This is a genomic window from Pararhizobium sp. DWP1-1-3, from assembly GCF_049896125.1.
Taxonomy (GTDB): Bacteria; Pseudomonadota; Alphaproteobacteria; order Rhizobiales; family Rhizobiaceae; genus Pararhizobium.
The window spans coordinates 17148-42881 of the sequence record NZ_JAFCTR010000021.1; the positions used below are offsets into that span (position 1 = coordinate 17148).

Sequence of the window (25734 nt, forward strand, 5' to 3'; positions counted from 1 at the left end):
CGCCCTCCCTCAGTTGATTGCGTAGCGGCGATCGAGGACATCGACCGCCCGCGCTACGGCATAAACGATGATCATGTAGAGCAGGGCGGCAATCCCAAAAATCTCGAACGGCTTGTAGGTGGAGCCGATGAAGCGTTGTGCCGTGTAGGTCAGTTCGACGACCGAGATCGTCGAGACCAGCGCCGAACCCTTGATCAAACCCACCGCGTTGACGCCGAGCGGGCGGATCATCAGGCGCGCTGCCTGCGGCAGGACCACCAGACGCAGGGTCTGAAGCTTGCTGAAGCCGATCGTGCGCGCCGCCTCTCCCTGGCCCCGGTCGACGCCGAGAATGCCTCCCCGAATGGATTCGGCCATGTAGGCGCCGATGTTCAGTCCGAGACCGATGACACCGGCAGCAAAGGGATCGAGATTGATGCCGATCTGCGGACCGCCGAAATAAAGCACGAACAGCTGGATCAGGCACGGTGTACCGCGAAAGACGCTGACATAAAAACTTCCGAATGCCCTTAAGACAAACGAGCCCGACATCTTCGCCGAAGCGATGACGGCTGCGACCGCAAGGCCGAGCAGCAACGACAGTACCGATATCTGCACTGTGACCCAAGCGGCTTCCACGAAAAACGGGAAGACGCGCAGCATCAGCGGGAAATCCATGGGAAAAACTCCGGGAGAGGCCTGCGAACGACATTTGGCCGGCTGATCTGGCCGGCCAAATGCGTCCGATTATCGATCGATCAGCGGATGTCGCTGCCAACCCATTGCATGGCGATCTTTTCGTAGGAACCGTCCGCCATCATCTCGTCGAGAGCCTTCTGCATGGCAGCCTTCAGCTCGGGATTGTTCTTGCGGATGGCGATGCCGATGGCGACGCTGCCGCCTTCGATATCAGGCGTTTCGAGACGGCGGACCATTTCACCGGTTTCCTTGACGGCAACCATCACCGGGATATTGTCGACGACGATGGCATCGACGCGCCCGGCCTTCAGTTCGAGCAGCAGCTCAGGCAGGCCCTTGTAGGTGCGCACGTCCCAGCCGCCCTGTTCGCGAGCCCATTTCTCATGGGTTTCGCCAAGCGTGACGCCGAGCGTCTTGCCCTTCAATTCGTCCAGCTTCTGGACGGCCGAAGCTTCGTTGACGAACACCGCGCGGCCGGCATGGTAGTACGGGCCGACGAAATCGACGACCTTCTCGCGCTCCGGCGTGATGGTCATCGATCCGACGACGGTGTCGAACTTGTTGGCGAGCAGGCCGGCGATAATGCCGTCCCAAGCGGTGGTGACGAGCGTACCCTTGACGCCGACCCGTTCGGCGATCGCCGTTCCGATCGAGGCATCAAAGCCAACGACTTCGTTCTTCTCGTTGACGAAGTTGAAGGGCGGGTACTGGCCGGACATGGCAATGCGGATTTCACCGGAGGACTTGATCGCCTCAAGATCGTCGGCACTGGCCGAAAAAGCGGTAAAGCTGGCAGCAAGGGCCAGGGTGGCGGCCATGAGGCCTGAAATGAGTGTCTTCATGTGCTGTTTTCCTCTGGATGAAAGCGCATTCTCTGTCGCTGGGGTACGCGTGGACGCGCCTTCCGGTTTTGATGATTGCCTTTGTGCTATTATTGCGCAAATAGATAATGGAAATAGAAGGTATAGATTTCAGGAATGATACCATCACGATCCGAAAGGCTGGTTTGGGAGCTCGACTGGAACCTCCTGCGAACCTTCGTGGTTATCGCCGAGGTCAACAGCATCACCCGCGCCGCCGAGCAGCTTAATCTCAAGCAACCCAGTGTCAGCAACGCACTTCGCCGGCTGGAAGACCGGATAGGCCGCAGGCTGGTAGAGCGCGACGCCACCCGGTTTGAGCTGACCGATGTCGGCCAGCTGCTGTATGAACAAAGCATCGAGGTCTTCGGCACGATCTCGCAGCTTCCGCAACTGGTGCGTGGCGTCGGCGACGACGTCACCGGCCATGTCACGATCGCGGTCGCCAGCCACGTCGTCTCGCCGATCTTCGACAAGGCATTGACGGCGTTTCATCGCAGCCACCCGCGCGCAACGGTCACCATCTCGGTCGCAACCAGCGGCGACGTGTCCCGGCAGGTCCGTGAAAAGCGGGCGTCTCTGGGGCTTTGCCTTGTCAGCAATCGCGATGCTGCCCTGGATTACACCATGGTCTACCGGGAATTCTTCGGTTTTTTCTGCGGGCCGGATCACCCGTTCTTCGGACAACAGGGCTTGAAGCTCGCCGATTTGAAGGGCGAGCCTTCCGTCTCGTTCCACACGGACAATGTTGCCGATGTGCTGCGGCCAGTGGCGCTTTTGCGCAGCGAGGCAAAACTGGCAAGCAATGTGGTCGGCGTCTCGTCAAGCCTTGAGGAGGTCCGGCGCATGATCGTGGCAGGGCTCGGTATCGGCCCGCTCCCTGTTCACGTCGCCAAGCGCGATGTGCAGGATGGCCTTTTGTGGCGGTTGCCGCCCTATGAGGCGCCCCCCGCGATCGACGTGTTCCTGCTGGTGAACCCTGAGAAAATCATCAACCGTGCCGAAAAGGCGCTCATCACCGGTATCCAGACCGCAATCGCCGAAACGCCGCTCGATGAGCGCATCTACGGCGCTTAACCGGCACTGTTTTCGTTGGCTGCTGCCTCAGTCTGAAACGCCTCTGCACGTGTCCGCATCTCGGGGTCGATTGCAACGGCGACCCGCCCGACAAGATCGAACCGGACGCTGACCGTGCGGTTGACCGCATGGACGACGCCGTCGAGCGAACCGGACATGACCTGCTCGAACGTCACCGAACTGCGCCCGGCCTTCACCACGCGAGAGTGGATCGTCAGCAACGCGCCAGCTTTGGTCTCGTGCTTGTATTCAACCTCCGAGCGGACATCCGCCCAGCCTCGGCTTGTATCGGCAAGACCGTCTGCGCCGGCGATATGACCAAGAAGCTGAAAACTGGCATCGTCGAACATCGCGGCATAATAGCGAACGTTCATATGCCCCATGACGTCGCACATCCACGGATGGGCCACGCCAACATAAGTGACAAGCGATTGATCCGGCATGTTTTCCTCCCGCACCGCGCCCAACGGCGAGTTTCCCGCCATCGGGCGGCGAAGGCTTAGCGTAACCGCTTAAGGGCCGCAACACGCGGTCACACGAGACGTGGCCGCTGCGAACGTCCTTTCGGACATCCGCCGCAGCGGCCTGTAGGAATTATTTCCTTTATACAGCGGAAATTCACTGAGGGTTGCAACTCGGCCACCTGCAGGGGAATCACATTTGTCTCCCGCGACCGAGGGTGCGCGCCACATGGAGAGCTATGAATGCTGGAGAAGCAACGAGGGACCTGCATCGCTGAAATATGGACTTGCAGAGCCACAAGCCTTTGGAGCTTGCAATGGTACCAGCGTACCAGCAGTCATTAACCGGACCGCTCAAGGAAGAAAAGCACTGCGGGTCGCGGATGCGATCGGCGAACGATCGACCGCCACAGCGCCACCGTCACGGCCGATGGCCGCCGCATCTCTCAAATCTACGTATCCGGAAACAACGAAAACTAGCGCGTCCGGATACCGGACGCGCCTTAGACTAGAAAGCCCCAATCTCGTCGAAAGCCGCCGCTATTAGCGGGTTGGCTTCTTCTTCGGTGCCGGCAGAAGGCCTTCGCGCTGCAGCTGCTTGCGCGCATTCTTGCGCTGACGGCTGATAGCCTCGGCCTTCTGGCGTGCCTTTTTGACGGACGGCTTTTCGTAGGCTTCCCGCATACGCATTTCACGGAAGACGCCTTCGCGCTGAAGCTTCTTCTTCAACACTCGGAGAGCCTGATCGACGTTGTTGTCGCGAACCAATACTTGCATGTGAATCTTTCAAAGTCTGATGTTCACTAAAGAGATGGCAGGGGCAGTAGAGCAATTTACGAACCAAATCCAGAGCGTGGGGCAAATTTTCTCACATAATTCGCCTAGTCTTTTGCTCAAGCCCTCACATTTTAGCAGGAACTCCCTTCATCAATCCGGCGGTTTTCCGCCGGAGACGCTGTAAAACAGACCGCAACGCCTCGCATCCAAGCCGGGATTTACAGCTCTCGCCATCCAGTTTCCTTCCAGCTGCGGCCGTCACTGGCCATAGGTGATGGTGATCGCCCGTCCAATTGTCGCTATCCACACGACAAGGGCAAAGATCGCAACGCTGCGCTCCGGGTGATCGGCGAGATTTAAAAAATTCATTGGACGCTCCAACAACAGATGATGGAGCCTGAATATGCGCAATCCTCCGGTCCGGCGGTTACCGCGGGAACACCGCATTGCCCATACACACCAGGCCGGGGCATTCCGCAAGCATGCGGGGCGGGGCGCCGGACGCTGCAGATCTTACGGCACGACAAGCAACAACCCATGCATCAGGCGCCCAGTCCCGCTTGACGACCACTTAGTAATAAAATAACATTACGTTCACGATGATGATATCGAAAGATTGGAATCCGGCGTTGTCAGGTTGTTGGAATCGTGCGAGATGTCGCTCTGATGGTGCTGCTTCCAGGTGACCCTGGAGCGGCTGAAAAGGGAACACGGTGAGGATGACCCAAAAGGGGCCAAAACCGTGGCTGCCCCCGCAACTGTAAGCGGCGAGCGCATTCACAACATCCCACTGGCCAAAAGCCGGGAAGGGGTGGATGCGCACTGACCCGCGAGCCAGGAGACCTGCCATCATCGATGATCAACTGCAACGGACGGGGTGTTCCGATGGAAAAAATCTGGCTTGAAAGCAGCGCTTTTGCGCGCCTGCACTTTGTCGCCATGTGGACTCCGGACGTTGCCTCCGGGGATAAGACATGGCGCATCATCCACAGCACATCATAACCGTCTGCACCGATTGCCGGATCACCGGAACGGCATGCCGCCCCGGATTGGAACTGCTGGCTCGTCTCAACGACAGCCTGTCGCGCCTGGATATCGCCGGCGGGTCCGACTTTTCGATCGAGGGCACCGTCTGCATGGCCGGTTGCCGGCGCCCCTGCACGATCGCTTTCCAGGCCAGCGGCAAGGCGACCTATCTGTTTGGCGATATCGCGCCGGACACGGATATCCGCGCACTTGTGGATTTCGCCGTGATCTTTGCTGAACGGCCGGATGGCCTGACACGCGAGGCCGAACGTCCGCGCGGCCTCGGAGGCAAGACCATTGCCCGGATTCCGGCCGTTTTCCTTGTGTCGGAACAGAACGGAGCGCGCATCCAATGAAAACCGTGATCCCGGGGGGCAACCGATGAGCTGTGACGGGCGTGGCGCCAGTCTGAACGTTTTGGGCCTTAGCTGGGGTCCAAAAGCCAATCTCCTTCTCGTTCGCGACGTCAGCTTCTCGCTGGGGGCCGGTCACCGGCTTGCCATCGTCGGGCCGAACGGTGCTGGCAAGACATCGCTGTTGCGCTGCCTTTATCGTGGGACGGCCCCGATCGAGGGCCGGGTCGAGATCGATGGCGAGGATATTCGCAAGCTTTCCGCCCGGGCTGCCGCCCGCCGTGTCGCCGTGGTGCTGCAGGAAATGCCGGCAGATTTCCCCTTCACCGTGCTCGATGTGGTCATGATGGGCCGCATTCCGAGACGTCAGGGCCTGACAGGCTGGACGGACGAGGACCGCGCGCAGGTTGCTCACTGCCTGCAGCATCTCGATCTCGCTTCAATGGCCAGCCGCCAGTTCACGACACTGTCGGGCGGCGAGAAGCAGCGGGTGCTGGTTGCCCGAGCGCTGGCGCAGGAACCGGATATCGTCATTCTCGACGAACCGACCAACCATCTCGATATCCGCCACCAGCTGGAAATTCTTCATCTGCTGGCCGGGCTGAAGCTCACCATCGTCACCACGCTGCATGATATCAATCTGGCCAGTACGTTTGCTACCCATGTGGCGCTGATGCGCGACGGCCGGATGGTCGGCTTCGGCCTCCCGGACGACGTGCTGACACCACACGCGATTTCGACCACCTTCGGCGTCACCGCCCTTGCCCATCCGGTAAAGGGCAACGCCGCCGCGCGCTTTTCATTTTCCCTCAAGACCGCCTGAACCGAAAGGACAAACCATGCCCTCTTTCCGCTTGCTTGCCTCTGCCGCGGGGTTCCTCGCCACCGCCCTCATCGCCATGCCGGCGCTTGCCTATCCGGTCACCGTGAAGAGCTGCAACCGCGACGTCACCTTCGAGGCCGCGCCGAAGCGGGCGATTTCCAACGATGTCAATCTCACCGAGATGATGCTGGCTCTGCAGCTGCAGGACCGCATGGTCGGCTATACCGGCATTTCCGGCTGGAAGACATTGGATCAAAAGCTCCGTGACGGTGTCAAGGAACTCCCCGAACTGTCGGAGAAATATCCGACCAAGGAAGTCCTGCTCAATGCGGACGCCGACTTCCTTTTCGCCGGCTGGAACTACGGCATGAAGGTTGGCGGCGAGGTCACGCCCGAAACACTCGCGCCGTTCAAGATCAATGTCTACGAGCTGACGGAATCCTGCATTCACATCATGGCGAAGGCCAAGCCAACGATGAGCGACATGTTTGTCGATATCCTCAACCTCGGCGCAATCTTCGGGGTCGATGACAAAGCCAAGACGCTGGTCGCAGGCTATGAAAAAGGGCTTGCCGACATCAAAAACCGGATTGGCGAGGTCAAGCAACCTGTTCGCGTTTTTGTCTACGATTCCGGCACCGAAAAACCATTCACATCCGGACGGTTCGGTATTCCAACCGCGATGATCGAGGCAGCCGGTGGCGTCAACATCATGGACGATGTGGACAAAAACTGGGTCGAAGTCTCCTGGGAGCCGGTGATCGAACGCAATCCGCAGGTGATCGTCATCGTGAATTATGGCGACGTGACAGCCGAGCAGAAGATTGCCTTCATGAAAGAAAATCCCGCGTTCAAAAACCTCGACGCCGTCAGGAATGATCGTTTCGCTGTGCTCGACTATGTCGAAGCGACACCCGGCCCACGCAACATAGACGCGATCAGCCGCCTTGCCGACACGTTTCATCCGCGCAGCATGTAGTAATTTTTGATCCAAATTATCCGGCCGGGCGGGTCTATCTGCCCGGTCTTGCTTTCTGCGTACAAAATGGACACGACATGACGAGCGGCCGAATTTTTCTGAGTGTAACCGTACCGGCGATCCTGATCGTTCTGAGCGTCACGGCAGGCGTCTCGCTGGGCGCTGCGCCCATTTCGTTCGTTACTGTCTGGTCGATCGTTGCCAACCACCTGTCGCCGGGCTTGATCAAGGTTACATGGTCTGCCGGCCGCGACAGCATCGTCTGGGATGTCCGCTTTCCGCGGGTTATCCTGGCAGCATTGGTGGGTGCAGGTCTTGCCGTCGTTGGCACCGTGTTGCAGGCCGTGACGCGCAACCCGCTCGCCGACCCGCATCTTCTTGGGGTTTCGTCCGGCGGCACGCTTGGCGCTATCGTGGCATTGCTTCACACCGGCCTCATCTTCGGTCTTGTCACCGTGCCGCTGTTCGCCTTCATCGGTTCGCTCCTCGCCACTATCGCCGTCGTCGCGGTCACGCGGTTTTCAGGCCAGGCGGCCGATCGGCTGGTGCTGTCCGGTATTGCCGTCGCCTTCGTGGCCACGGCGCTCGCCAATCTCATGATCTTTCTAGGTGACCCCCGCGCCGCTCATACGGTTGTGTTCTGGATGCTGGGTGGCTTGGGTCTGGCGCAATGGCCGCACCTTGTCTATCCGGCCGCAATTCTTGGCGTCTGCCTCGCCTGGCTGGTCTTGCGGGCGCGGGAAGTCAACGCGTTGGCCATGGGCGATGAAACGGCGGCGACACTCGGCATCCCTGTTGCCCGCTTCAGGGCACAACTTTTTGTGGTTACGGCCCTTTTGACAGGGGTGATGGTCGCCTTTTCCGGCGCCATCGGATTTATCGGACTGATGGTGCCGCACTTCGTCCGGCTCGTTGCCGGTAGCGACAATGTTCGCGTCATTCCATTGTCGGCACTGGCAGGCGCAGTGGTGCTGATTCTCGCCGATATCGCCGCCCGCGTTGTCATGGCACCGGAAGGCATCCCGATCGGCGTGATAACGGGGCTGGTTGGCGGCCTTGCCTTCATCGCAATCCTGCGGCGTTGAACAAATCAATCGCAACTATACCATGACAAAAACTGGCACCTTCGCGCATTTGGCTGGGGAGCAATCGAAATGGATCAGATTTTTGGAATTTAGGGGAAGCTTATTTCCATCGTTAACTTGCAATCTGGCTCCAGCCTCCGCAAACATATGGAATGGTCACTCAGCAAAGCCGATTTCAACCGCCGGTAAATGGCGGCCAGCATGTCAGGCGCCGCAACCTGCTTCAGCAGTTGCAGCGTGTGGCGCCGCGCCGGCTGACGACCATCATAGCCCCGGCCGGTTACGGTAAGACGTCTTTTGCCGCGCAATGGCACGATCTGTTGAGAAACCACGGGGGAAACGTGGTCTGGGTGCCGTTGGAGGCCGATGATTGCGATCAAAACCACTTCCTCCTCGCCCTGCTGGAAGCCCTTCAAGATCTCCACCCGGGCGAGGGGCGGGGCCTTGATGCCAGCAACATGCCCGTCGCCACACTTTTATCCGTACTCATCACCCGGTTGCGCCGGATCGAAGCAGCAGTCACGCTTTTCCTGGACGACTATCATTTTGCCCAAACGGATGCGACGGAATCCCTTTTGGCAAAACTATTGGCTGCGAAAGAGCTCGCCCATGTCAAATTCGTCCTGATTTCCCGCAGCGCGCCACGGTTTCCCATCTCCGCACTTCGGCTGAATGGTGAACTCAAGCAGATCGGCGTTGCTGATCTCAGTTTTTCGGACACGGAAGCGCAGGAATTCTTTGTCGGACGGGCCGAAAAACTCACGCGCGAACAGATCGGCGAACTCAACAAGCGCACCGAAGGCTGGGCAGTGGCGCTGCAGATGGTACGTGTTCTCGTTGCCGAAAGCAGCGATAGCGCCTCCATTCTGGAGTCCTTCGACGGCAGCAATGCCGAGATGGCCCGTTATCTGTCCGAACAGGTATTCTCCAGCCTACCCGAAGACATTCAGCATTTCCTCGTCGAGACGGCATCACTTCCTGCCATCAGCCGCACGCTGGCTGCAGCGATATGCGACAGCCCGGATGCGGCCACACTCTTCAATCGGCTCGCAGACTATGCGCTGCCGATCGCCACTCTGGATGCCCAAGGAATGTGGATACGCTGCCACCCTGTCTTCAACAGCTTCCTCAAGGAGGAGGCCGTACGGGTTGGCATAGAGACCCATGATTTCCTGCGAAGGGCCGCCCGCTGGTTTCAAACCCGCGACGATTGCGAAGCAGCCGTCCGTCACGCGCTTTTAGCCGGTGACACGGCACTGGCGGCTGAAATCATCGAGACATCCGGCGGATGGCGGCGGGTTTACGCGACCACTCGGGGCGGCACATTGCTGTTTCAAACATTGATCACCAAGGCGGCTGATATAAATCTTTCCGGCTACCCGCTGACAACCCTTGGCCTCTGCGTCATCAGCGCCAAGGCAGGCCAGCTCGACGCAGCCAACCACTATCTGGCGATCGCCGAGCGGGTGTGCACCGGCCAGATATTGTCACGTGACCTGCGTGTGGTGCGTGTGCTGATGTCGCTTTATACCGATCGTTGGGCCAGTACCGCCGATCTTTCCGCATTGGAAGACGACCTGGCTTACGGCAGCGATATCGAGCTTATTCACCGCGCGCTGGCACTCAACATGCTGGCCTACAATTTCCTCATCCGCACGGACCTTGATCGCGCCATCCACTATGGTCAGCTTGCCATGCGGGCATTTCGCGATGGTGGCGCGGATTTCGGCGCCATGCATCTCTATACCCATATCGGCCAGGCGGCATTCTTCAGCGGCGATAGCGCAAGCGCCGAGGATGCTTACCGAAGCCTGATTGCCGAGGCTCAATCCAATGTCGGTGAGGGCAGCGATCTTGATGCCGTGGGTCAGGTCTTGCTGAGCGAAGTTCTGTCGATGCGCGGCGAGCACGATGCGGCTTCTGCAGCCTTATCCTGGGCGCTGCCTCATCTGGAGCGCCACGACACCTGGTTCGATCTGCTTGCGGCTGGGTTCATGGCGCAACAGCGCGTGCTTCGCCTCAACGGCGACGTGCTCGCAGCTCACGCCGCAATTGACAGCGCCAGATCGGCCGCTCGCCGCCGGGGCTTCGACCGGCTGACGCGGCTGATTGACGGCGAACGGGTGACGCTTCTCGTCGCTACCGGAAGTGTCGAGGAGGCGGTCCGGTACGCCGAAGCCAGCGGCTTTGCAGTGCAGACTGCCTATGCCGACACGACCAACAATCTCAGCCTGAACCTTCGTGGTTGCGTTCCAGCTCTCCTTTGGACGCGAATTTATGCCGCGCGTGGCGATAATGCGCGTGCACGCGACGTGTTCGATCGCATGAGAACACAGCAGGCGTTGAAGCCCCATGTGCCGCGCCGGATCGAGCTCGAGATTCTGGACATCCGCTTGTCGTTGGCCGAGGATCGGCCGGACCGGGCAGCTGCCTGCCTGTCGAACCTGCTGCTGTCGCAACCGGTGGCGGACTACCGGGCAATCCTGCAGATCGAAGGCGCAGATTTCACCTGCCACCTGCGCTGTTTGGCAACCTTGATGGAAATCCCGGAGGTGATATCGCAACGGCTGGCCCATGTTCTTGATGGGCCGCCAATGCCGGCCCCGGCAGACAGTGCTTCTGCGAGCGCAGCGGCTGCCAAGACGGTAGCTGAACCTGGCGGACTGACCGAGCGCGAACGCAGCGTGATGCGCCTTCTGAGTGCAGGTCTCAGCAACAAGGAAATCGGCCGCCAGCTGGATCTCAGCGACAACACGGTCAAATTTCACCTGCGCAATATCTTTGCCAAATTCAACGTCACCACCCGCACCGCGGCAGTGACGGCTGGGCGGAACTCTGGCTTACTGCCGTAATCAAGTACCTACCCATACGGGTAGGCGGCGAAAAACCCACCACCCATCTGACCAGCTACCGGTAGGCGGAAAACGCTCCTAGTCTGCTCTTATTGAGTGCATGGAGGGTTCGCAGACGATGACCACCGGCGGGAGACTTGTCGACCCTGTGACCCAGGAGATTATCGAAGGCAAGCTGATGGCGACCGTCGATGAGATGGGGATCGTCATGGCCCGCACCAGCATGAGCCCGGTCATCTACGAAGTGCTCGATTTTGCCTGTGGTCTCTTGACTGCGGATGGCGAACTGGTCGCCCAGATGAACGGCATCACATTGTTTACCGGCACGTTCGGCGTGCAGGTCAAGGCGCTCATCGAGAAGTTCGACGGTAATCTGGCGGATGGCGACATCCTGCTGTCCAACGATCCCTATGCCGGCGGTACCCATGCCTGCGATTTCGCCATCGTCAAGCCACTGTTCGCCGGTGGTGAGATCCTGGCTTACGCCATCAATGTCGCCCACTATCTGGATGTCGGCGGATCTGTGCCGGGCAGCCTTGCTCCGGATGCAACATCGGTGTTCCAGGAAGGCTTGCGCCTGCCGGGCGTCAAGATCGTTCGCGCCGATGTGTTTTCCGATGAAATTCTGCATATTATCAGCGAGAATGTCCGCCTGCCCGATGTCGCTTTGGGTGACCTCAATGCGCAGGTGGCAACCGTCAGGGTTGCCGGACGCCGCATGGCCGAACTTGCCACCCGGTACGGGACCTCTGTCGTTCATTCCGCATTCGCCAATCTTCTGAACGCCAGCGAGACCCGCAGCCGGGCAGCGATCGCAGCTCTTCCCGACGGCCGCTACGAGGCAACCGACATTATCGATGGCGACGGTGTCATTAAGGAGCCAATCCACGTCAAGGTCGCTGTGACCATTGCCGGCGATGGCATCACCATCGATTTCACCGGCTGCCCGCCAGCTGTTGCTGGACCCATCAACTGCGCGCGGGGGGCATTGCAGTCGGCGGTTAGAACGATCGTCAAGGCGATGGTCGGTCCCCAGGCTCCGTCCAACGAAGGCTGGTTCCGGCCGCTGACGGTCATAGCGCCGTCCGGAACGATCTTCACCGCCGAAAAACCGTCCCCGACCGGTTGGTATTACGAGGGCTCGGTGCACGCCTCGGAACTGGTCTGGAAGGCATTGGCGCCCCTGATGCCGTCGCGGTTTTCCGCCGGGTCCTATTCCAGTCTCTGCGTCGTCTACATTTCCGGCAAGGACCGTAGCGGCCAGCCGTTCATCCACATCGAGCCGCAGCATGGCGGCTGGGGCGCCAGCGAACACCGGGACGGCGCCGGTGCGCTGATCGCGCTGACAGATGGCGATACCTATAATTACTCCGTCGAAGTGATCGAGGCGCGGTTCCCCTTACGGGTTATGCGCTACGGCTTCAATGTCGAAGGCGGCACGGGAGCGGGGCGCCGGCGCGGCGGCTTTGGTATCGTCCGGGAATACGAAATTCTCGGCACCGGCGCATCGGCCTATGGCAGCTTCGGGCGAACGGCGACGCAGCCCTGGGGCATGGATGGCGGCGGGCAGGGAACCGTCAATGCCCTGCAGATCGCACCGGTGCAGGGCGGCGCTGTGCGGACCTATGGCCGCGTTGCGCATATCGATCTCAACAAGGGGGACGTCTTGCGCGTCATCACGGGCGGCGGCGGCGGATGGGGCGAAGCCTGCAAGCGCGAGCCACTGCTGATCGAGCAGGACCTGCGCAACGGCTTTCTGACCAAGGCACAAGCGGCAAGTCTTTATGGATACAACACGGAGGTTTCAGGATGATCAGACTGGCAACCGATGTCGGCGGCACTTTCACCGATCTCGTCGGATATGACGAACGCAGCGGCGAACTGTTCACGGCAAAGAGCCTGACAACCGTCAAAAATCAATCCCGCGGCGTACTCAACGCCATCGCTTCGGCAGAAGAGACGTGTGGGCTTCGAACGCGGGATGTCACGTTCTTTGCCCATGGCGGAACGACTGTCATCAATGCCATCACCGAACGCAAGGGTGTTCGCACAGCGCTGGTCACCACCGCAGGCTTTCGTGACGTTCTGGAAATCGGCAGGGGAAACCGCCCCGATCTCTACAATCTGCAGTTCCACAGTCCGGAACCCTTCGTTCCGAGGGACTTGCGCTTTGAAGTGCGCGAACGGCTCGACGCTTCCGGTCACATTGTCCTGCCGCTCGAACTTGATGACCTGCGGCCGATCATTGCCCGCTGCAAGGAGGAAAAGATCGAGGCAATCGCCATTCTGTTCCTGCACAGCTACGCCAACCCCGAACATGAAATTCTGTGTGCGGGCATTCTCGCCGACGCGCTTCCAGAGGTCACGGTCTGTGCCAGCCATGCCGTATCGCGGCAATGGCGGGAATACGAGCGCACCAACACGGCGGTGCTGAACGCCTATGTCCAGCCGATCATCCAGTACTATTTCGAGCGGCTGGAAGATGCGTTGATGAAACGCGGCCTGACCTGCCCCTATTACGCGATGCAGTCCAACGGCGGCATCTCGACTTTCGATCAGGCGGTGGACAGCCCGTTGACCCTCGTCGAATCCGGTCCTGCGGGCGGTGTTGCCGGCGCGGCGCGGATCGGAGAGGCTCTCGGTGAAAGCGAAGTCCTTTCGCTCGATGTCGGTGGCACCACCGCCAAATGTTCGCTGATTCATGGCGGTCGCCCGACCTTGAATGTCGACTACAAGCTCGAACACACCCGCATCCGCCCCGGCCACCCGGTGCAGGTGCCGGTGGTGGATATCGTCGAGATCGGCTCCGGCGGTGGCTCGATTGCCCGCATCGACGATCGGGGCGCGTTGCGCGTCGGGCCCGAGAGTGCAGGCTCCACTCCCGGACCTGCCTGCTATGGACATGGCGGCAAGAAGCCGACGCTGTCGGACGCCATTCTGACCGTCGGCATCTTTGATCCGGCCACCTTTGCCGGTGGCAGCATGCATCTGGACAAGCAGAAGGCAGCCGATGCGATCGCCACCGTTGCCACCCCACTCGGCATGAGTGTCGAGGATGCGGCAATCGCCATTATCGACATTGCGCATGCCAGCATGATCAACGCCTTGAAGCTGGTGACGGTCCAGCGTGGTCACGATCCACGCGATGCGGCTTTTGTCGTCAGCGGCGGTGCGGGACCTGCGCTGGCCACCCGCCTCGGCCGGGACCTGAGCGTCAAGGCAACCATCATTCCGCCGCATCCGGGCATTTTTTCCGCCTGGGGCATGCTGGCGGCGGAACCGCGCGCCGATTTTCGCAGCACGTGGTTTTCGGCGTTGACGGCGGAGGCGCTGGACGAATTATCAGGCCGGTTCGATGACCTCGAAGCCGAAGCCATCGCCTATTTCGCCAAGGGCCACGATGCTGACATCCGCTTCACCTACCAGGTCGAGGCCCGCTATCGTGGGCAAGAGCATGGCGTCTTTGCCCAATTCGATCGCCGTGACGATGCCGGGAGTTTTGCCGAACGCTTTCATGCGGCACATGAACGCGCCTATTCGTTCCGCTTGGCCAACGCCGGAATCGAGATCACCACCCTTCACCTTGAAGCTGTTCTGAACGGTCCCGTGATTACCTTGCCGTCACTGTCTGCAACCGGTAGTAGTGCCCATGCGGCCATGACCGCCCGCCGCGATGTTTATTTCGGTGCAGCGCTCGGCTGGGTTCCATGCCCGGTCTATCAGCGAGGCCTGCTGGGAGCGGGGCAAGTGATCGAGGGGCCGATGATCGTGGAGGAAGCAACGGCGACGACACTCGTTCTGGAAAACCAGGTGCTTGAGGTGACGGATACGGGTATCCTGATCATCCGCGAGAGCAATGGTGAGGCGAGGTAAGATGGCGATATCGATCCAGATTGATCGTGTCAGCCGGGAATATGGACCGGTCAAAGCGCTCGATGATGTCACCCTCGACATCAAGGCCGGCGAATTCTTCACCCTGCTCGGTTCGTCCGGATGCGGGAAAAGCTCGCTTCTGAAGCTCATCGGCGGCTTTGACAGGCAGACCTCGGGACGCGTCGCCTTCGACGGCAAGGACTTAGGCGATCTGCCAGCCAACAAACGGCCGGTCAATACGGTGTTCCAGAGCCTCGCCCTATTCCCCCATATGAGCGTCTCTCAGAACGTCGGCTATGGTTTGCGTCTGAAAGGCCTCTCAGGCGCCTCGCTGGAAACCAAGATCAACGATGCCCTGGATCTGGTCGAACTCTCGGGCTTTGGTCCGCGCGACGTCAATCTCCTCTCAGGCGGCCAGCGGCAGCGCGTAGCGCTTGCCCGCGCTCTGGTGATGGAACCAGGCATTCTTTTGCTCGACGAACCTTTGACCGGCCTCGACGAACGTCTGCGCCAGCAGATGCGCGACGAATTCGGCCGGCTGCACAAGCGCACCGGCGCAACTTTCATTCTCGTCACACACAATCAGGACGAGGCGCTGAGCCTGTCGGATCGCATGGCGGTGATGCACAAGGGGCGGATCGAACAAGTGGATGCCCCCGCCCGTTTCTTCGAGGCGCCTGCCAACGCGTTTGTCGCTCGCTTCGTGGGGATAGATACGCTCTTGCGGCCCGAAAGTGTGGTCGCGACCGCTGGCCAGACGGTAGCGACCGTCGCCGGCCAAAAGCTACCACTCCGCGCACAAGGCGCTGCCGATCCTATGGCCAGCGTCATTGCCATCCGGCCCGACCGGCTGTTTCTTGCGCCGCAAGGCTTGCAGCATGCTTTGATGCTGACGGTCGTCGAAACGACGTTTCGCGGTCTGCATCGCGATCTGAAACTCGCTTTTGCCGATGGCCAGACACTGGTGATCGCCATCGACGCCGACACGGATATCGGACAGCTTTCCGCCGGGCAACAGGTCCCCGTCGGCCTCAAGCCCGACGCAGCGGTGCTGATTTCCAACGCAGGATTACCGCCGGCAGGATGAAACCAGAGCCCAACATTCAATGCATGCCAAAAACCAAAAGGGGAATGATCATGACAAAACAGAGCAGGCCATTTTTGCCCCGGCAACACAGCAATGTGCAACGGCGTGACTTCCTAAAGCTGATGGGGGCGGGTGGTATTGCGCTGTCGGCAGGCGGCTTGGGTTTCGCCTCGCGCCTTGCCGCCCAGGATGCTGCGACTGTGGCGTTTTGGGCAACCGCAACGCTGGATATCGGCGAGAAATGGCCGGAATTTGCCAAGCAGACCGGCGTTACGCCGGAATTCACCGATAATGGCAATGATCTCGGCCCGGTCATCGCTCGCCTGGCCGCCGGCAATGCCAACGATCTCTTCGATATCGGCGGCTTCCAGGGTGGTGCCGAAAAGGAGCTGGCACGCCAGGGCGTGATCATTCCCTGGGATACCGCCAAGATCCCCAACTATGAAAGCCTTTGGCAATGGGCAAAGGACATTCCCTACCTGAAACAGGAGGGCAAGCAGTACGGCATTCCGGCCGTGGTCAATGCCGACTCGATCATTTACCGCCCCGACAAGCTCGGCAAGATCGACAGCTATGGCGCGATCTTCGATCCGAAACTGAAGGGCCGCGTGGCGATGGAAGATGCCTGGATCAACAGCGCCATCTTTACCGCGATGTATCTGAAGGAAAGCGAAAACCAGCCGATCGCCGATCCCGGCAATCTGTCTGAGTCCGAACTTGGCCTGGTCATGGAATTCCTGATCAAGCACAAGTCCGACGGCCAGTTCCGTACCTTCTGGAACGGCTGGGAGCAGGGCGTCCAGCTCGTCGCCGATCAGGAAGTCGATGCCATGACCGGCTGGGAGCCGATCGTCTACGAAGGCCGCAAGCGCGGGCTCCAGGTGGAATATGCCACCCCCGTCGAAGGTTACGAGGGCTGGGGCAATAACATGGTTCTGCTCAAGGGCGCCGGCGATCGCGGTGTTTCGGACACCGCCCATAAATTCGTCGATGGTCTGCTCGGAGGCTTCTACGGATGCGAACTCGGCCAGGCGCGCGGCTATCTCGTGCCGACGGATAACAACGTCGCCTACGCCAAGGCCCACCCGGATGAATACAAGCCGGAGGAGGTCGAGAAGCTGGCCGAACACGTGAAGGCTAAGTTTGCCGGCAAGATTTATTGGCAGAATGCCCGGCCGGACAATTTCCAGCTCTACGAAGAATGGTGGCAGAAGCTGCGCAACGCCTGAAGTTGATGACAGGTAGCGGCAAACGCCTTGCCGCTACCGCCCGCTCTTTAAGGACAACCATGACCGGACCGCGCCTGCCAATTTCATCGGTTTTGATGACGCCGCCATTGCTGGCGATCCTGGCGTTTGGGCTGGCGCCGCTGACCATCGTTGTCGTCTGGAGTTTCTGGAGCTGGGATCCCTCGACTTATTGGATCAAGCCAGACCTGAGCCTCGTTGGATATGCGGGCATACTGGAAGCGGGGCGCTGGACGGTGATCGTCTCGACGCTGGTCAAAGCCTTCGCCACGGCGCTGCTCTGCCTGCTCATCGCCTATCCGACGGCCTATGCCGTACATTTCCTCGCCGGTCGCAGGCTCGGCATCATCCTGTTGGCCTTGATCACTATTCCCTTTTTTACATCGTATCTGATCCGATCCTTCTCCTGGCGGCTGGTGCTTGGGCGTACCGGGGTGCTCAATACCTGGCTGCAGGATTTGGGCATCACCAACGCGCCGCTCGACTGGCTACTGTTCAGCAATTTTGCTGTTGTCGTCGGGCTGGTCGCCTCCTATCTGCCGTTTGCGACTTTCCCCCTGCTCCTGTCGATGCGCCGCGTCGATCCGGCCTTTCTTGCCGCGGCCCAGGATCTGGGTGCCGGCTTCTGGAAAAGCCTGACCAGCATCCTGTTGCCGCTGACCATGTCCGGCATCTTTGCCGGCTTCCTGTTCGTTTTCGTCATGGTGGTGGGCTCCTCCACCGAGGTGCAGATGCTGGGTGGTGCCGGAGCGTCGATCGTCTCGGTGATGATCAACGACGTCATGCGCGTCGCCAACTACCCGCTGGCCTTCGCCATTTCCACCATCGTGCTGATCGTGATCTTCGGTCTTGTGCTGATCGGCAACCGCATTTTCGGGCTTGCCTCACTGTTTGAGGATCAGTCGCCATGATGATCCGGGAAGGTCTATCCAACCGCGTCCTGCTCTGGGCAATCACCATCGCCGGATTGATCGTCATCTATGCGCCGCCGCTCTATCTGCTGGCAGCATCCTTCAATCCGGCCTTGCAGCCCGGCCTGCCGCGCCTCTCCGATCTCAGCCTCACATGGTATGCGGCACTCCCGAATGACCGGGCGCTTGTCGGGGCGTTGCAGCAATCGCTGATGATCGCGACGATAACGGCGGTACTGGCGACCGGCATGTCGCTGCTGGCAGCCCTTGCCTATTTCGAATTGCGGGCACGGCGAACGGCCTGGTTCCTGACGGTGATCCTGCCGATGTTCGTGCCGGGGGTCATCCAGGGACTTGCGCTATCTGCCGTCTTCACGCGCAGCGGCATCAAGGCCTCGAGCCTGACGGTGATCGCCGGTCATCTGTTGTGGGCGATGCCTTTCGCGTTCATCGTCATTCTCACCAGTTTCGCCGCCGTGCGCCGTTCCTATCTGACCGCTGCGGCCGATCTCGGCGCGACATGGTGGCGCCAGTTCGTCGATATTACATTGCCGCTGATTCGCCCTGGCCTGATCAGCGCCTTCATCTTTTCGTTCCTGCTGTCGCTCAACGAATTCACCCGCGCCTTCTATCTGGCCGGCCGCCAGAATACTTTGCCGGTGGTTCTGTTCGGCAAAATGAACTCGGGCGCATCACCGGTGATCTACGCGATGTCGGGCGCGATTTTCCTGGTTTCGGTGGCCTGTGTTGCCCTGGCCTCGCTGCATTTCATGCTGCGCCGGAACTGACCCAGACGGGCTCTTACGCTTTCAGGTAACCGATAACGGCATCGGCAATCATCGTGCGGTGGCGTTCGATCGTGCCGGGCTCGGAGAGATCGCGGCGAAAGATCGAGCCGAAAGTGTAGCGGTTTGAAACGCGGAAAAAGCAGAACGCGCTGATCATCATGTGAATGTCGATCGGATCGGCCTGGCGTGTGAAGACACGCTGGTTGACGCCACGCTCAAGAATACCGGCGATCGTCTCGATGACGGAGACGTTGAGGTCGCGGATTGCCTCCGAGCGCAGCATATGGGCGGCATGATGGATGTTTTCGATGCTGACCAGACGCACGAAATCCGGATGCGCCTCGTCATGGTCGAAGGTGGTCGAGATCAGCACCCGCAACGCCTCTTCCGGTTCCAGATTGGAGAGCTGAAGGTCCGCCTCCAGCGTGCGGATCTTGCGATAGGAGCGCTCCAGCACCGCAAGATAGAGGCCCTCCTTGCTGCCGAAATAATAATAGATCATGCGCTTGGACGTGCGGGTCCGCTCGGCAATGGCATCGACGCGCCCGCCGGCAAGGCCATGCGTGGAGAACTCTTCCGTCGCCACCTCAAGGATGTTCTCCTGCGTGCGTTGCGGATCGTTTTTCCTGCCGTTTTCAGCCTTGCTTGCCATGCTCCGCCGCTCCCTCCCGGCGCCTCGCTCGTCCGTCCACATGTCTCCCACACGCGAATCCGCATCCGGTTACCCCGTATGCCCATCAAGTCATAGTCAGCTTACAGCGTGCTTTCAATAGATGCCTCTTGACATACGTACCAGTTCGTACATTTTAATCTCGCACTGGTTATCCCTGAGGAGGAGGCGCCAGTGCGGATACCTGGTCACGGCATTGTGCGGCCGCTGCGGATGCAGCACAGGACGCACAATCGCCACGACGGAATCCATTTGGGGGACAGGCATGACACGCATCATCGATTTTTATTTTCTGGGCCTGAAGGCGATTATCGCCTTGCTGCTCGCCGCCATGGTCGTTTTGGTGTTCGGCAATGTCGTGCTGCGCTATGCCTTCAATCAGGGCATTACCTCGTCCGAAGAACTATCCCGGGTCTTCTTCATCTGGCTGACATTCCTGGGTGCGGTCGTTGCCATGCGCGAACACGGCCATCTCGGCGTCGATTCGCTGATCAAGCGTCTGCCGCCGGTCGGCGCCAAGCTGGCCGTTCTGGCGGGGCAGGGTTTGATGCTGCTGGCAACCGCGCTGATGATCAGCGGCAGCTGGACACAGACGATCATCAACCTACCGGCGACGATGCCTGCAACCGGCCTGTCCATGGGCTTCTTCTATGGCGCCGGCCTGGCCTTCGGAATCCCAACCTTCCTCATCATCCTCTGGGACGCGTTTTGCGTCGCGACCGGCCGCATCGACGTGACCACCGCCGAGTTCGTCCGTGACAGCGAGGAACAGGTGGCTCTCGACGATCACCCCGCACCGCCAGCCGTCACCGGCGCGAAGATCTGAGGAGAACACCATGACCCTGACGATTTTCCTCGGTGCACTTCTCGGTCCCATGGCACTCGGCGTGCCGATTGCCTTTGCCCTGATCCTCAGCGGCGTTGCACTGATGATGTATATGGGCATTTTCGATGCTCAGATCGTCGCGCAGAATGTGATGAATGGTGCCGACAGCTTTCCGCTGATGGCCGTGCCGTTCTTTCTTCTGGCTGGCGAGGTGATGAACACCGGCGGCCTGTCGCGCCGGATCGTCAATCTTGCCATGGCGCTGGTCGGCCATGTACGTGGCGGACTGGGTTTCGTGGCGATCTTTGCCGCCTGTGTTCTCTCCAGCCTTTCCGGCTCTGCGGTGGCGGATGCGGCAGCGCTCGGCGCGCTGCTCTACCCGATGATGCTGAAATCGGGCCATGACCCGGCCCGCACCGGCGGCCTTCTGGCATCCGCCTCGGTCATCGGCCCGATCATCCCGCCATCCATCGGTTTCATCCTCTATGGCGTGATCGGCGGCGTTTCGATCACCAAACTCTTCCTGGCCGGTATCGTGCCGGGCCTGCTGATTGCGCTGGCGCTCTGCGTCACCTGGCTTCTGGTGGCGCGCAAGGAGCAGTTCGCGCTGCCGCCCCGGCAAAGCGGTGCAGTCCGCCTGAAAGCCTTCGTCGATGCCATTTGGGCGTTGATGCTGCCGCTAATCATCGTCTTCGGCCTGAAGTTCGGTGTCTTCACACCGACGGAAGCCGGTGTTGTTGCCGCCGTCTATTCGCTGTTCGTCGCCATGGTGATCTATCGCGAGCTGCCGCCGTCCCGGGTGTTTCACGTCTTCGTGGCGGCGGCAAAGATCACATCCGTGGTGATGTTCCTCGTTGCCTGTGCTGCCGTCTCCGCCTGGCTGATCACGGTTGCGGATGTGCCCGGCGATCTCGTCGCGCTGCTTGAGCCGCTGATGGACAACCAAACGCTGCTGCTGATCGCCATCATGGTGCTGATCGTGCTGGTCGGCACCGCCATGGACATGACACCGACGATCCTGATCATGACGCCCGTGCTGATGCCGGTCATCAAGCAGGCGGGCATTGATCCCGTTTATTTCGGCGTCTTGTTCATCATCAACAATTCCATCGGCCTGATCACTCCGCCTGTCGGCACGGTTCTCAATGTCATCTGCGGCGTTTCCAAGCTGTCGATGGAGGATCTGATGAAGGGCGTCATGCCCTTCCTGATCGCCGAACTGATCGTGCTTTTCCTCCTTGTTCTCTTCCCACAACTGGTGATGGCACCGGTTGCCTGGTTCGGACATTGAGGCGGAAGGCATTTGTTAAAACCATTCAACCGGCCGGGAAACACCGGCCAAAATCTGGGAGGAAAACATGTTGAACAGGATGATGAAAATGGCGTTGGGGCTCGCTCTGCCCGCAATGCTTTTGGCGGGTACCGCTTCGGCCGAAATCCGTGAAACCACGGTGAAATTTGCCAGTGCAAACAATAAAGGCCATCCGCAAGTCACCGGCATGGAAAAGTTTGCCGAGATCGTCAAGGAAAAGAGCGGCGGCAAGATCGACGTCAAACTGTTTCCGGGCGGCGTGCTCGGCGGCGATGTGCAGACCGTTTCGTCGCTGCAGGGTGGCGTCGTCGAGATGTTGGTGCTGAATGCCGGCATTCTGGCGAGCAACGTCAAGGCGTTCGGCGCGGTCGACCTGCCGTTCCTGTTCAACAGCGGCGAGGAAGCCGACAAGGTCATGGACGGCCCGTTCGGCCAGAGCCTGTCCGATAAACTCCCGGATACCGGCCTCGTTGGCCTTGCCTACTGGGAACTGGGCTTCCGCAATCTCACCAACAACCGTCATCCGGTCACCAAGCTCGAAGACATCAAGGGCCTGAAGATCCGCACGCTGCAATCTCCGATCCCGATCGAGCTGTTCAACGGCCTCGGCGCCAATGCCGTTCCGCTGCCTTATACCGAACTCTACACGGCGCTGGAAACCGGCACTGTGGACGGCCAGGAAAACCCGGCCGCCAACATCCTCAACGCCAAGTTCTTCGAAGTGCAGAAATACATGACGGTGACCCGTCACCAGTACAATCCGCAGATCGTGCTGATCAGCAAGGCCTTCTGGGACAAGCTGAACGACGAGGAAAAGGCTGTCATCCAGTCGGCGGCGATCGAAGCCCGCGACTATCAGCGCAAGGTTTCGCGCGAGGTGGATGCCAAGGCGATGGCCGAGATCAAGGCAACCGGCATGGAAGTCTCCGAGCTTGGCCCGGAAGAAACCCAGAAGCTGCGCGACGCCGTCAAGCCGCTGGTTGACAAGTTCAGCGGCGAAATCGGCCCTGACACCGTCTCGTTGCTCTTCAAGGAACTTGCGGCGGCCCGCGGCCAGTAATGCCTTCGCCGGCCCGCCTTTGGGTGGGCCGGCTCATTTCTCCCGACAATCATGGAACCTGCTGCAATGGTCGAAACACGTCTGAAACCCTTGAAAGCCGGATTGATCGGCGCGGGCATCCAGGCTTCGCTGACACCGGCGATGCACATGCAGGAAGGCGCTGCCCAAGGTTTTACCTATGATTACGAACTGATCGACCTCAACCAGCTCGACCTGACGCCAGAAAGCTTGCCGGATCTTTTGAACCAGGCGGAGCAACGCGGTTTGAGCGGCCTCAACATTACCCATCCCTGCAAGCAGCTGGTGATCCCCTATCTGGACGAACTTTCCGACGAGGCACGCGCATTAAATGCCGTAAACACCGTCGTTCTCAGGAACGGCCGGCGATACGGTCATAACACCGACTGGTGGGGGTTTGCCGAGAGTTTTCGGCGCGGCTTGCCTGATGCCGATCTTGAGGCTGCGGTCCAGATCGGTGCGGGCGGTGCCGGTGTCGCCACCGCCTATGCCATCCTGTCGCTTGGCCTGAAAAACCTCGCGGTGTTCGATCTCGCACCGGAGCGGGCAACCCAACTGGCGCAGGCTCTGTCCGCACTATTCCCGGAAGCAACAATTGCGGCACCCGATCACTTGGCGGCAGCGATGGGATCAGCATCCGGCCTGATCCATGCGACCCCGACCGGGATGGCGAAATATCCCGGTGTCCCGCTTCCGCCTGAACTGCTTTCACCCCGCCATTGGGTGGCTGAAATCGTCTATTTCCCGCTCGAAACCGAGCTTCTGAAGACGGCAAGGCTTCGGGGATGCCGGGTATTGGATGGTGGTGGTATGGCCGTCTTCCAGGCCGTTGGCGCTTTCAGCCTCTTCACCGGACGCAAGCCGGACGCCTACCGGATGATGCGGCATTTCGACAATCTGACGTCTGGAAGCCGTCCAAGCGAGGATTCGCAATGAAGACCTCAATCGCCACCGTATCGATCAGCGGCGAGCTTCCGGAAAAGCTGGCGGCAATCGCCAAGGCAGGATTTGACGGCGTCGAAATCTTCGAGAACGATTTCCTGGCCTTCGACGGCAGCCCGGCGGACGTCGGCCGGATGGTGCGCGACCATGGGCTGGAAATCACGTTGTTCCAGCCATTCCGCGATTTCGAGGGCATGCCGGAGCCTTATCGCACCCGTACCTTCGACCGCGCCGAACGCAAGTTCGATATCATGCAGCAGCTCGGCACCGATCTCGTGCTGGTCTGCTCCAATGTGTCGCCGGTGTCGCTGGGTGGCATCGACCGGGCCGCAGCGGATTTCCAGGAACTCGGCGAACGCGCGGCCAAACGCGGTCTGAGGGTTGGCTACGAGGCGCTGGCCTGGGGAAAGCACATTTTCGACCATCGGGATGCGTGGGAAATCGTCCGGCGGGCCGATCACCCCAATATCGGCCTGATCCTCGACAGCTTCCACACCTTGGCGCGCAAGATCGACATCAATTCGATCCGCTCGATCCCCAAGGAAAAAATCTTCATCGTCCAGCTGGCCGACGCGCCGCTGATCGACATGGATCTGCTGTACTGGAGCCGCCATTTCCGCAACATGCCGGGCGAAGGCGACCTGCCGGTCAACGCCTTTACCACCGCGATCGCCGAAACGGGCTATGACGGCTACTTCTCACTGGAAATCTTCAACGACCAGTTTCGTGGCGGCTCCGCCAAGGCGATTGCTGCCGATGGCTATCGCTCGCTGATCACGCTGGGTGACCGCGTGCGGCGCAATCCGAACGCGTCGGGCCTCACAGTTGCCGAGATGCCGGAACGCGCGGCGGTGAAGACCATCGGCTTCGTCGAGTTCTCCCTTGATGAAACCGACGCCACGGACCTGATCGCTCTGCTGCGCACACTTGGCTTCCGCAACACTGCGCAGCACAAGAGCAAGCAAGTGCAGGTCTACAGCCAGGGCGACATCCGGCTTTTGGTCAACACCGAGCGGGCAGGTTTTGCCAATGCGTCCTACGCAGTCCACGGACCGTCGGCCTATGCGGTGGCGCTCGTGGTCGGCGACGCTGGCGAGGCCATGGCGCGGGCGGTGGCGTTGGGGGCAGAACCCTTCAGCCAGCCGGTCGGCACCGGCGAACTGGCAATTCCGGCCATCCGCGGCGTCGGCGGTGGGTTGATCTACCTGCTGGACGGGAAAGCCGATCTCGGCCGCATCTGGGATATCGATTTTGTCCCTGTCACGGACGGGAACGAAAGCCAGCCGGCACATCTGTGCACCATCGATCATATCGCCCAGACGGTCGCCTACGAGGAGATGCTGACCTGGCTGCTGTTCTATACCGCTATCTTTGAGACGCAAAAGACGCCGATGGTGGATATCATCGATCCGGCCGGCGTCGTGCGCAGCCAGGTGATCGAGAATACCGCAGGCACCCTGCGCATTACCCTGAACGGCGCGGAAAACCGCCGCACGCTTGCCGGTCATTTCATTGCCGAAACCTTCGGATCGGGCATCCAGCATCTGGCGTTCAGCACGGACGATATCTTCGCCACGGCAGCAGCGTTGAAACGGAACGGCTTCCAGCCACTGCACATTTCGCCCAACTATTACGACGACGTAGAAGCTCGGTTCGGCCTCGCCCCGGAGCTGAGCGAGCGGCTGAAAATGGAAAACATCCTCTACGACCGCGACGAGCACGGCGAATTCTTCCAGCTCTACAGTGGCACCTACGGCGAAGGCTTCTTCTTCGAGATCGTCGAACGCCGCGGCTATCGTGGCTACGGTGCTGCCAACGCCATCTTCCGCATCGCTGCGCTGAAGAAGCAGATCCGGCCGGAAGGCATGCCCGCCGTTGCTCAGAAACGGCCGGAATAACATGCCGAAGGCTGGCAAGACCCCTTCTTCTGATTTGGGTGGCCTGTTTCCCGCCCCTCCAGCAAAGTGTCGAAACCCGCGCGCACCGCTGACTTAAACCATTTCAAATCAATCACCTAAACCCGCTGCAG

The 25734-nt window shown here is 60.1% G+C and carries 22 protein-coding genes and 1 riboswitch; of the genes, 17 read left to right on the forward strand and 5 right to left on the reverse strand.

All coding sequences use genetic code 11. The features are described from left to right. Positions 1-9 precede the first annotated feature (9 nt). Positions 10-657 carry an amino acid ABC transporter permease gene (locus ACP7BS_RS27280; RefSeq protein WP_426232806.1) on the reverse strand — a complete coding sequence of 216 codons (648 nt, stop codon included), beginning with the start codon at positions 655-657 and terminating at the stop codon, positions 10-12. Between the two features lie 80 nt (positions 658-737). Further along, positions 738-1520 (reverse strand): ABC transporter substrate-binding protein, encoded by a 783-nt coding sequence (locus tag ACP7BS_RS27285; protein WP_426240601.1) that lies wholly within the window; start codon positions 1518-1520, stop codon positions 738-740. A 135-nt stretch (positions 1521-1655) separates the two neighbouring features. Between ACP7BS_RS27285 and ACP7BS_RS27290 the strand changes: the two genes are divergently transcribed. Then, positions 1656-2615 (forward strand): LysR family transcriptional regulator, encoded by a 960-nt coding sequence (locus ACP7BS_RS27290; RefSeq protein WP_426232809.1) that lies wholly within the window; start codon positions 1656-1658, stop codon positions 2613-2615. Here ACP7BS_RS27290 and ACP7BS_RS27295 read toward each other — a convergent pair. Further along, positions 2612-3058 (reverse strand): acyl-CoA thioesterase, encoded by a 447-nt coding sequence (locus tag ACP7BS_RS27295; protein WP_426240603.1) that lies wholly within the window; start codon positions 3056-3058, stop codon positions 2612-2614. The two genes, ACP7BS_RS27290 and ACP7BS_RS27295, sit on opposite strands and share 4 nt — an antisense overlap. Positions 3059-3619: 561 nt before the next feature. Further along, positions 3620-3853 carry a 30S ribosomal protein S21 gene (rpsU, locus tag ACP7BS_RS27300; RefSeq protein WP_037110421.1) on the reverse strand — a complete coding sequence of 78 codons (234 nt, stop codon included), beginning with the start codon at positions 3851-3853 and terminating at the stop codon, positions 3620-3622. 650 nt (positions 3854-4503) lie between these two features. Further along, a riboswitch (cobalamin riboswitch) is annotated at positions 4504-4718 on the forward strand. 109 nt (positions 4719-4827) lie between these two features. Between rpsU and ACP7BS_RS27305 the strand changes: the two genes are divergently transcribed. The 11 genes from ACP7BS_RS27305 to ACP7BS_RS27355 all read left to right on the forward strand — a co-directional run bounded on the left by ACP7BS_RS27305 (position 4828) and on the right by ACP7BS_RS27355 (position 18877). Then, positions 4828-5235 (forward strand): DUF1636 family protein, encoded by a 408-nt coding sequence (locus ACP7BS_RS27305; protein ID WP_426232812.1) that lies wholly within the window; start codon positions 4828-4830, stop codon positions 5233-5235. A 25-nt stretch (positions 5236-5260) separates the two neighbouring features. After that, positions 5261-6055 carry an ABC transporter ATP-binding protein gene (locus ACP7BS_RS27310; RefSeq protein WP_426240604.1) on the forward strand — a complete coding sequence of 265 codons (795 nt, stop codon included), beginning with the start codon at positions 5261-5263 and terminating at the stop codon, positions 6053-6055. Positions 6056-6071: 16 nt separating this feature from the next. Next, positions 6072-7034, forward strand: a complete 963-nt coding sequence (locus ACP7BS_RS27315; protein ID WP_426240605.1) for an ABC transporter substrate-binding protein — start codon at positions 6072-6074, stop codon at positions 7032-7034. A gap of 77 nt (positions 7035-7111) precedes the next feature. Then, positions 7112-8119, forward strand: coding sequence for a FecCD family ABC transporter permease (locus ACP7BS_RS27320; RefSeq protein ID WP_426232818.1), 1008 nt, complete (start codon positions 7112-7114; stop codon positions 8117-8119). A gap of 152 nt (positions 8120-8271) precedes the next feature. Continuing rightward, positions 8272-10971 (forward strand): LuxR C-terminal-related transcriptional regulator, encoded by a 2700-nt coding sequence (locus ACP7BS_RS27325; RefSeq protein WP_426240606.1) that lies wholly within the window; start codon positions 8272-8274, stop codon positions 10969-10971. A gap of 118 nt (positions 10972-11089) precedes the next feature. Then, positions 11090-12784, forward strand: coding sequence for a hydantoinase B/oxoprolinase family protein (locus ACP7BS_RS27330; RefSeq protein ID WP_426232822.1), 1695 nt, complete (start codon positions 11090-11092; stop codon positions 12782-12784). After that, positions 12781-14844, forward strand: a complete 2064-nt coding sequence (locus tag ACP7BS_RS27335; RefSeq protein WP_426240607.1) for a hydantoinase/oxoprolinase family protein — start codon at positions 12781-12783, stop codon at positions 14842-14844. The genes ACP7BS_RS27330 and ACP7BS_RS27335 overlap by 4 nt, the downstream gene beginning before the upstream one ends. A 1-nt stretch (position 14845) precedes the next feature. Further along, positions 14846-15931: an ABC transporter ATP-binding protein gene (locus ACP7BS_RS27340; RefSeq protein ID WP_426240608.1), complete on the forward strand. Its 1086-nt coding sequence runs from the start codon at positions 14846-14848 to the stop codon at positions 15929-15931. A gap of 50 nt (positions 15932-15981) precedes the next feature. Beyond that, positions 15982-17160, forward strand: coding sequence for an ABC transporter substrate-binding protein (locus tag ACP7BS_RS27345; protein WP_426240609.1), 1179 nt, complete (start codon positions 15982-15984; stop codon positions 17158-17160). A gap of 59 nt (positions 17161-17219) precedes the next feature. Next, positions 17220-18089, forward strand: a complete 870-nt coding sequence (locus ACP7BS_RS27350; RefSeq protein ID WP_426240610.1) for an ABC transporter permease — start codon at positions 17220-17222, stop codon at positions 18087-18089. Continuing rightward, positions 18086-18877, forward strand: coding sequence for an ABC transporter permease (locus tag ACP7BS_RS27355; protein WP_426232832.1), 792 nt, complete (start codon positions 18086-18088; stop codon positions 18875-18877). Before ACP7BS_RS27350 ends, ACP7BS_RS27355 begins: the two co-directional genes overlap by 4 nt. A 13-nt stretch (positions 18878-18890) precedes the next feature. On the opposite strand, the gene ACP7BS_RS27360 is transcribed toward ACP7BS_RS27355, so the two are convergent. After that, complete coding sequence (locus ACP7BS_RS27360; RefSeq protein ID WP_426240611.1) at positions 18891-19529, reverse strand: TetR/AcrR family transcriptional regulator; 639 nt, start codon at positions 19527-19529, stop codon at positions 18891-18893. A 283-nt stretch (positions 19530-19812) separates the two neighbouring features. On the opposite strand from ACP7BS_RS27360, the gene ACP7BS_RS27365 reads away from it, so the two are divergent. From ACP7BS_RS27365 to ACP7BS_RS27385, 5 genes are all read left to right on the forward strand, one after another. After that, the gene (locus ACP7BS_RS27365) at positions 19813-20373 is read left to right on the forward strand and encodes a TRAP transporter small permease (protein ID WP_426232836.1); all 561 of its coding nucleotides are present in this window, start codon (positions 19813-19815) and stop codon (positions 20371-20373) included. A gap of 10 nt (positions 20374-20383) precedes the next feature. Next, complete coding sequence (locus tag ACP7BS_RS27370) at positions 20384-21664, forward strand: TRAP transporter large permease (RefSeq protein ID WP_426232838.1); 1281 nt, start codon at positions 20384-20386, stop codon at positions 21662-21664. Positions 21665-21731: 67 nt separating this feature from the next. After that, positions 21732-22745, forward strand: coding sequence for a TRAP transporter substrate-binding protein (locus ACP7BS_RS27375; protein ID WP_426232840.1), 1014 nt, complete (start codon positions 21732-21734; stop codon positions 22743-22745). Between the two features lie 66 nt (positions 22746-22811). Next, entirely contained in the window at positions 22812-23699 is an 888-nt protein-coding gene (locus ACP7BS_RS27380; protein ID WP_426232842.1) for a shikimate dehydrogenase, read from the forward strand. Continuing rightward, positions 23696-25603 (forward strand): bifunctional sugar phosphate isomerase/epimerase/4-hydroxyphenylpyruvate dioxygenase family protein, encoded by a 1908-nt coding sequence (locus ACP7BS_RS27385; RefSeq protein ID WP_426240612.1) that lies wholly within the window; start codon positions 23696-23698, stop codon positions 25601-25603. The genes ACP7BS_RS27380 and ACP7BS_RS27385 overlap by 4 nt, the downstream gene beginning before the upstream one ends. Positions 25604-25734 lie beyond the last annotated feature (131 nt).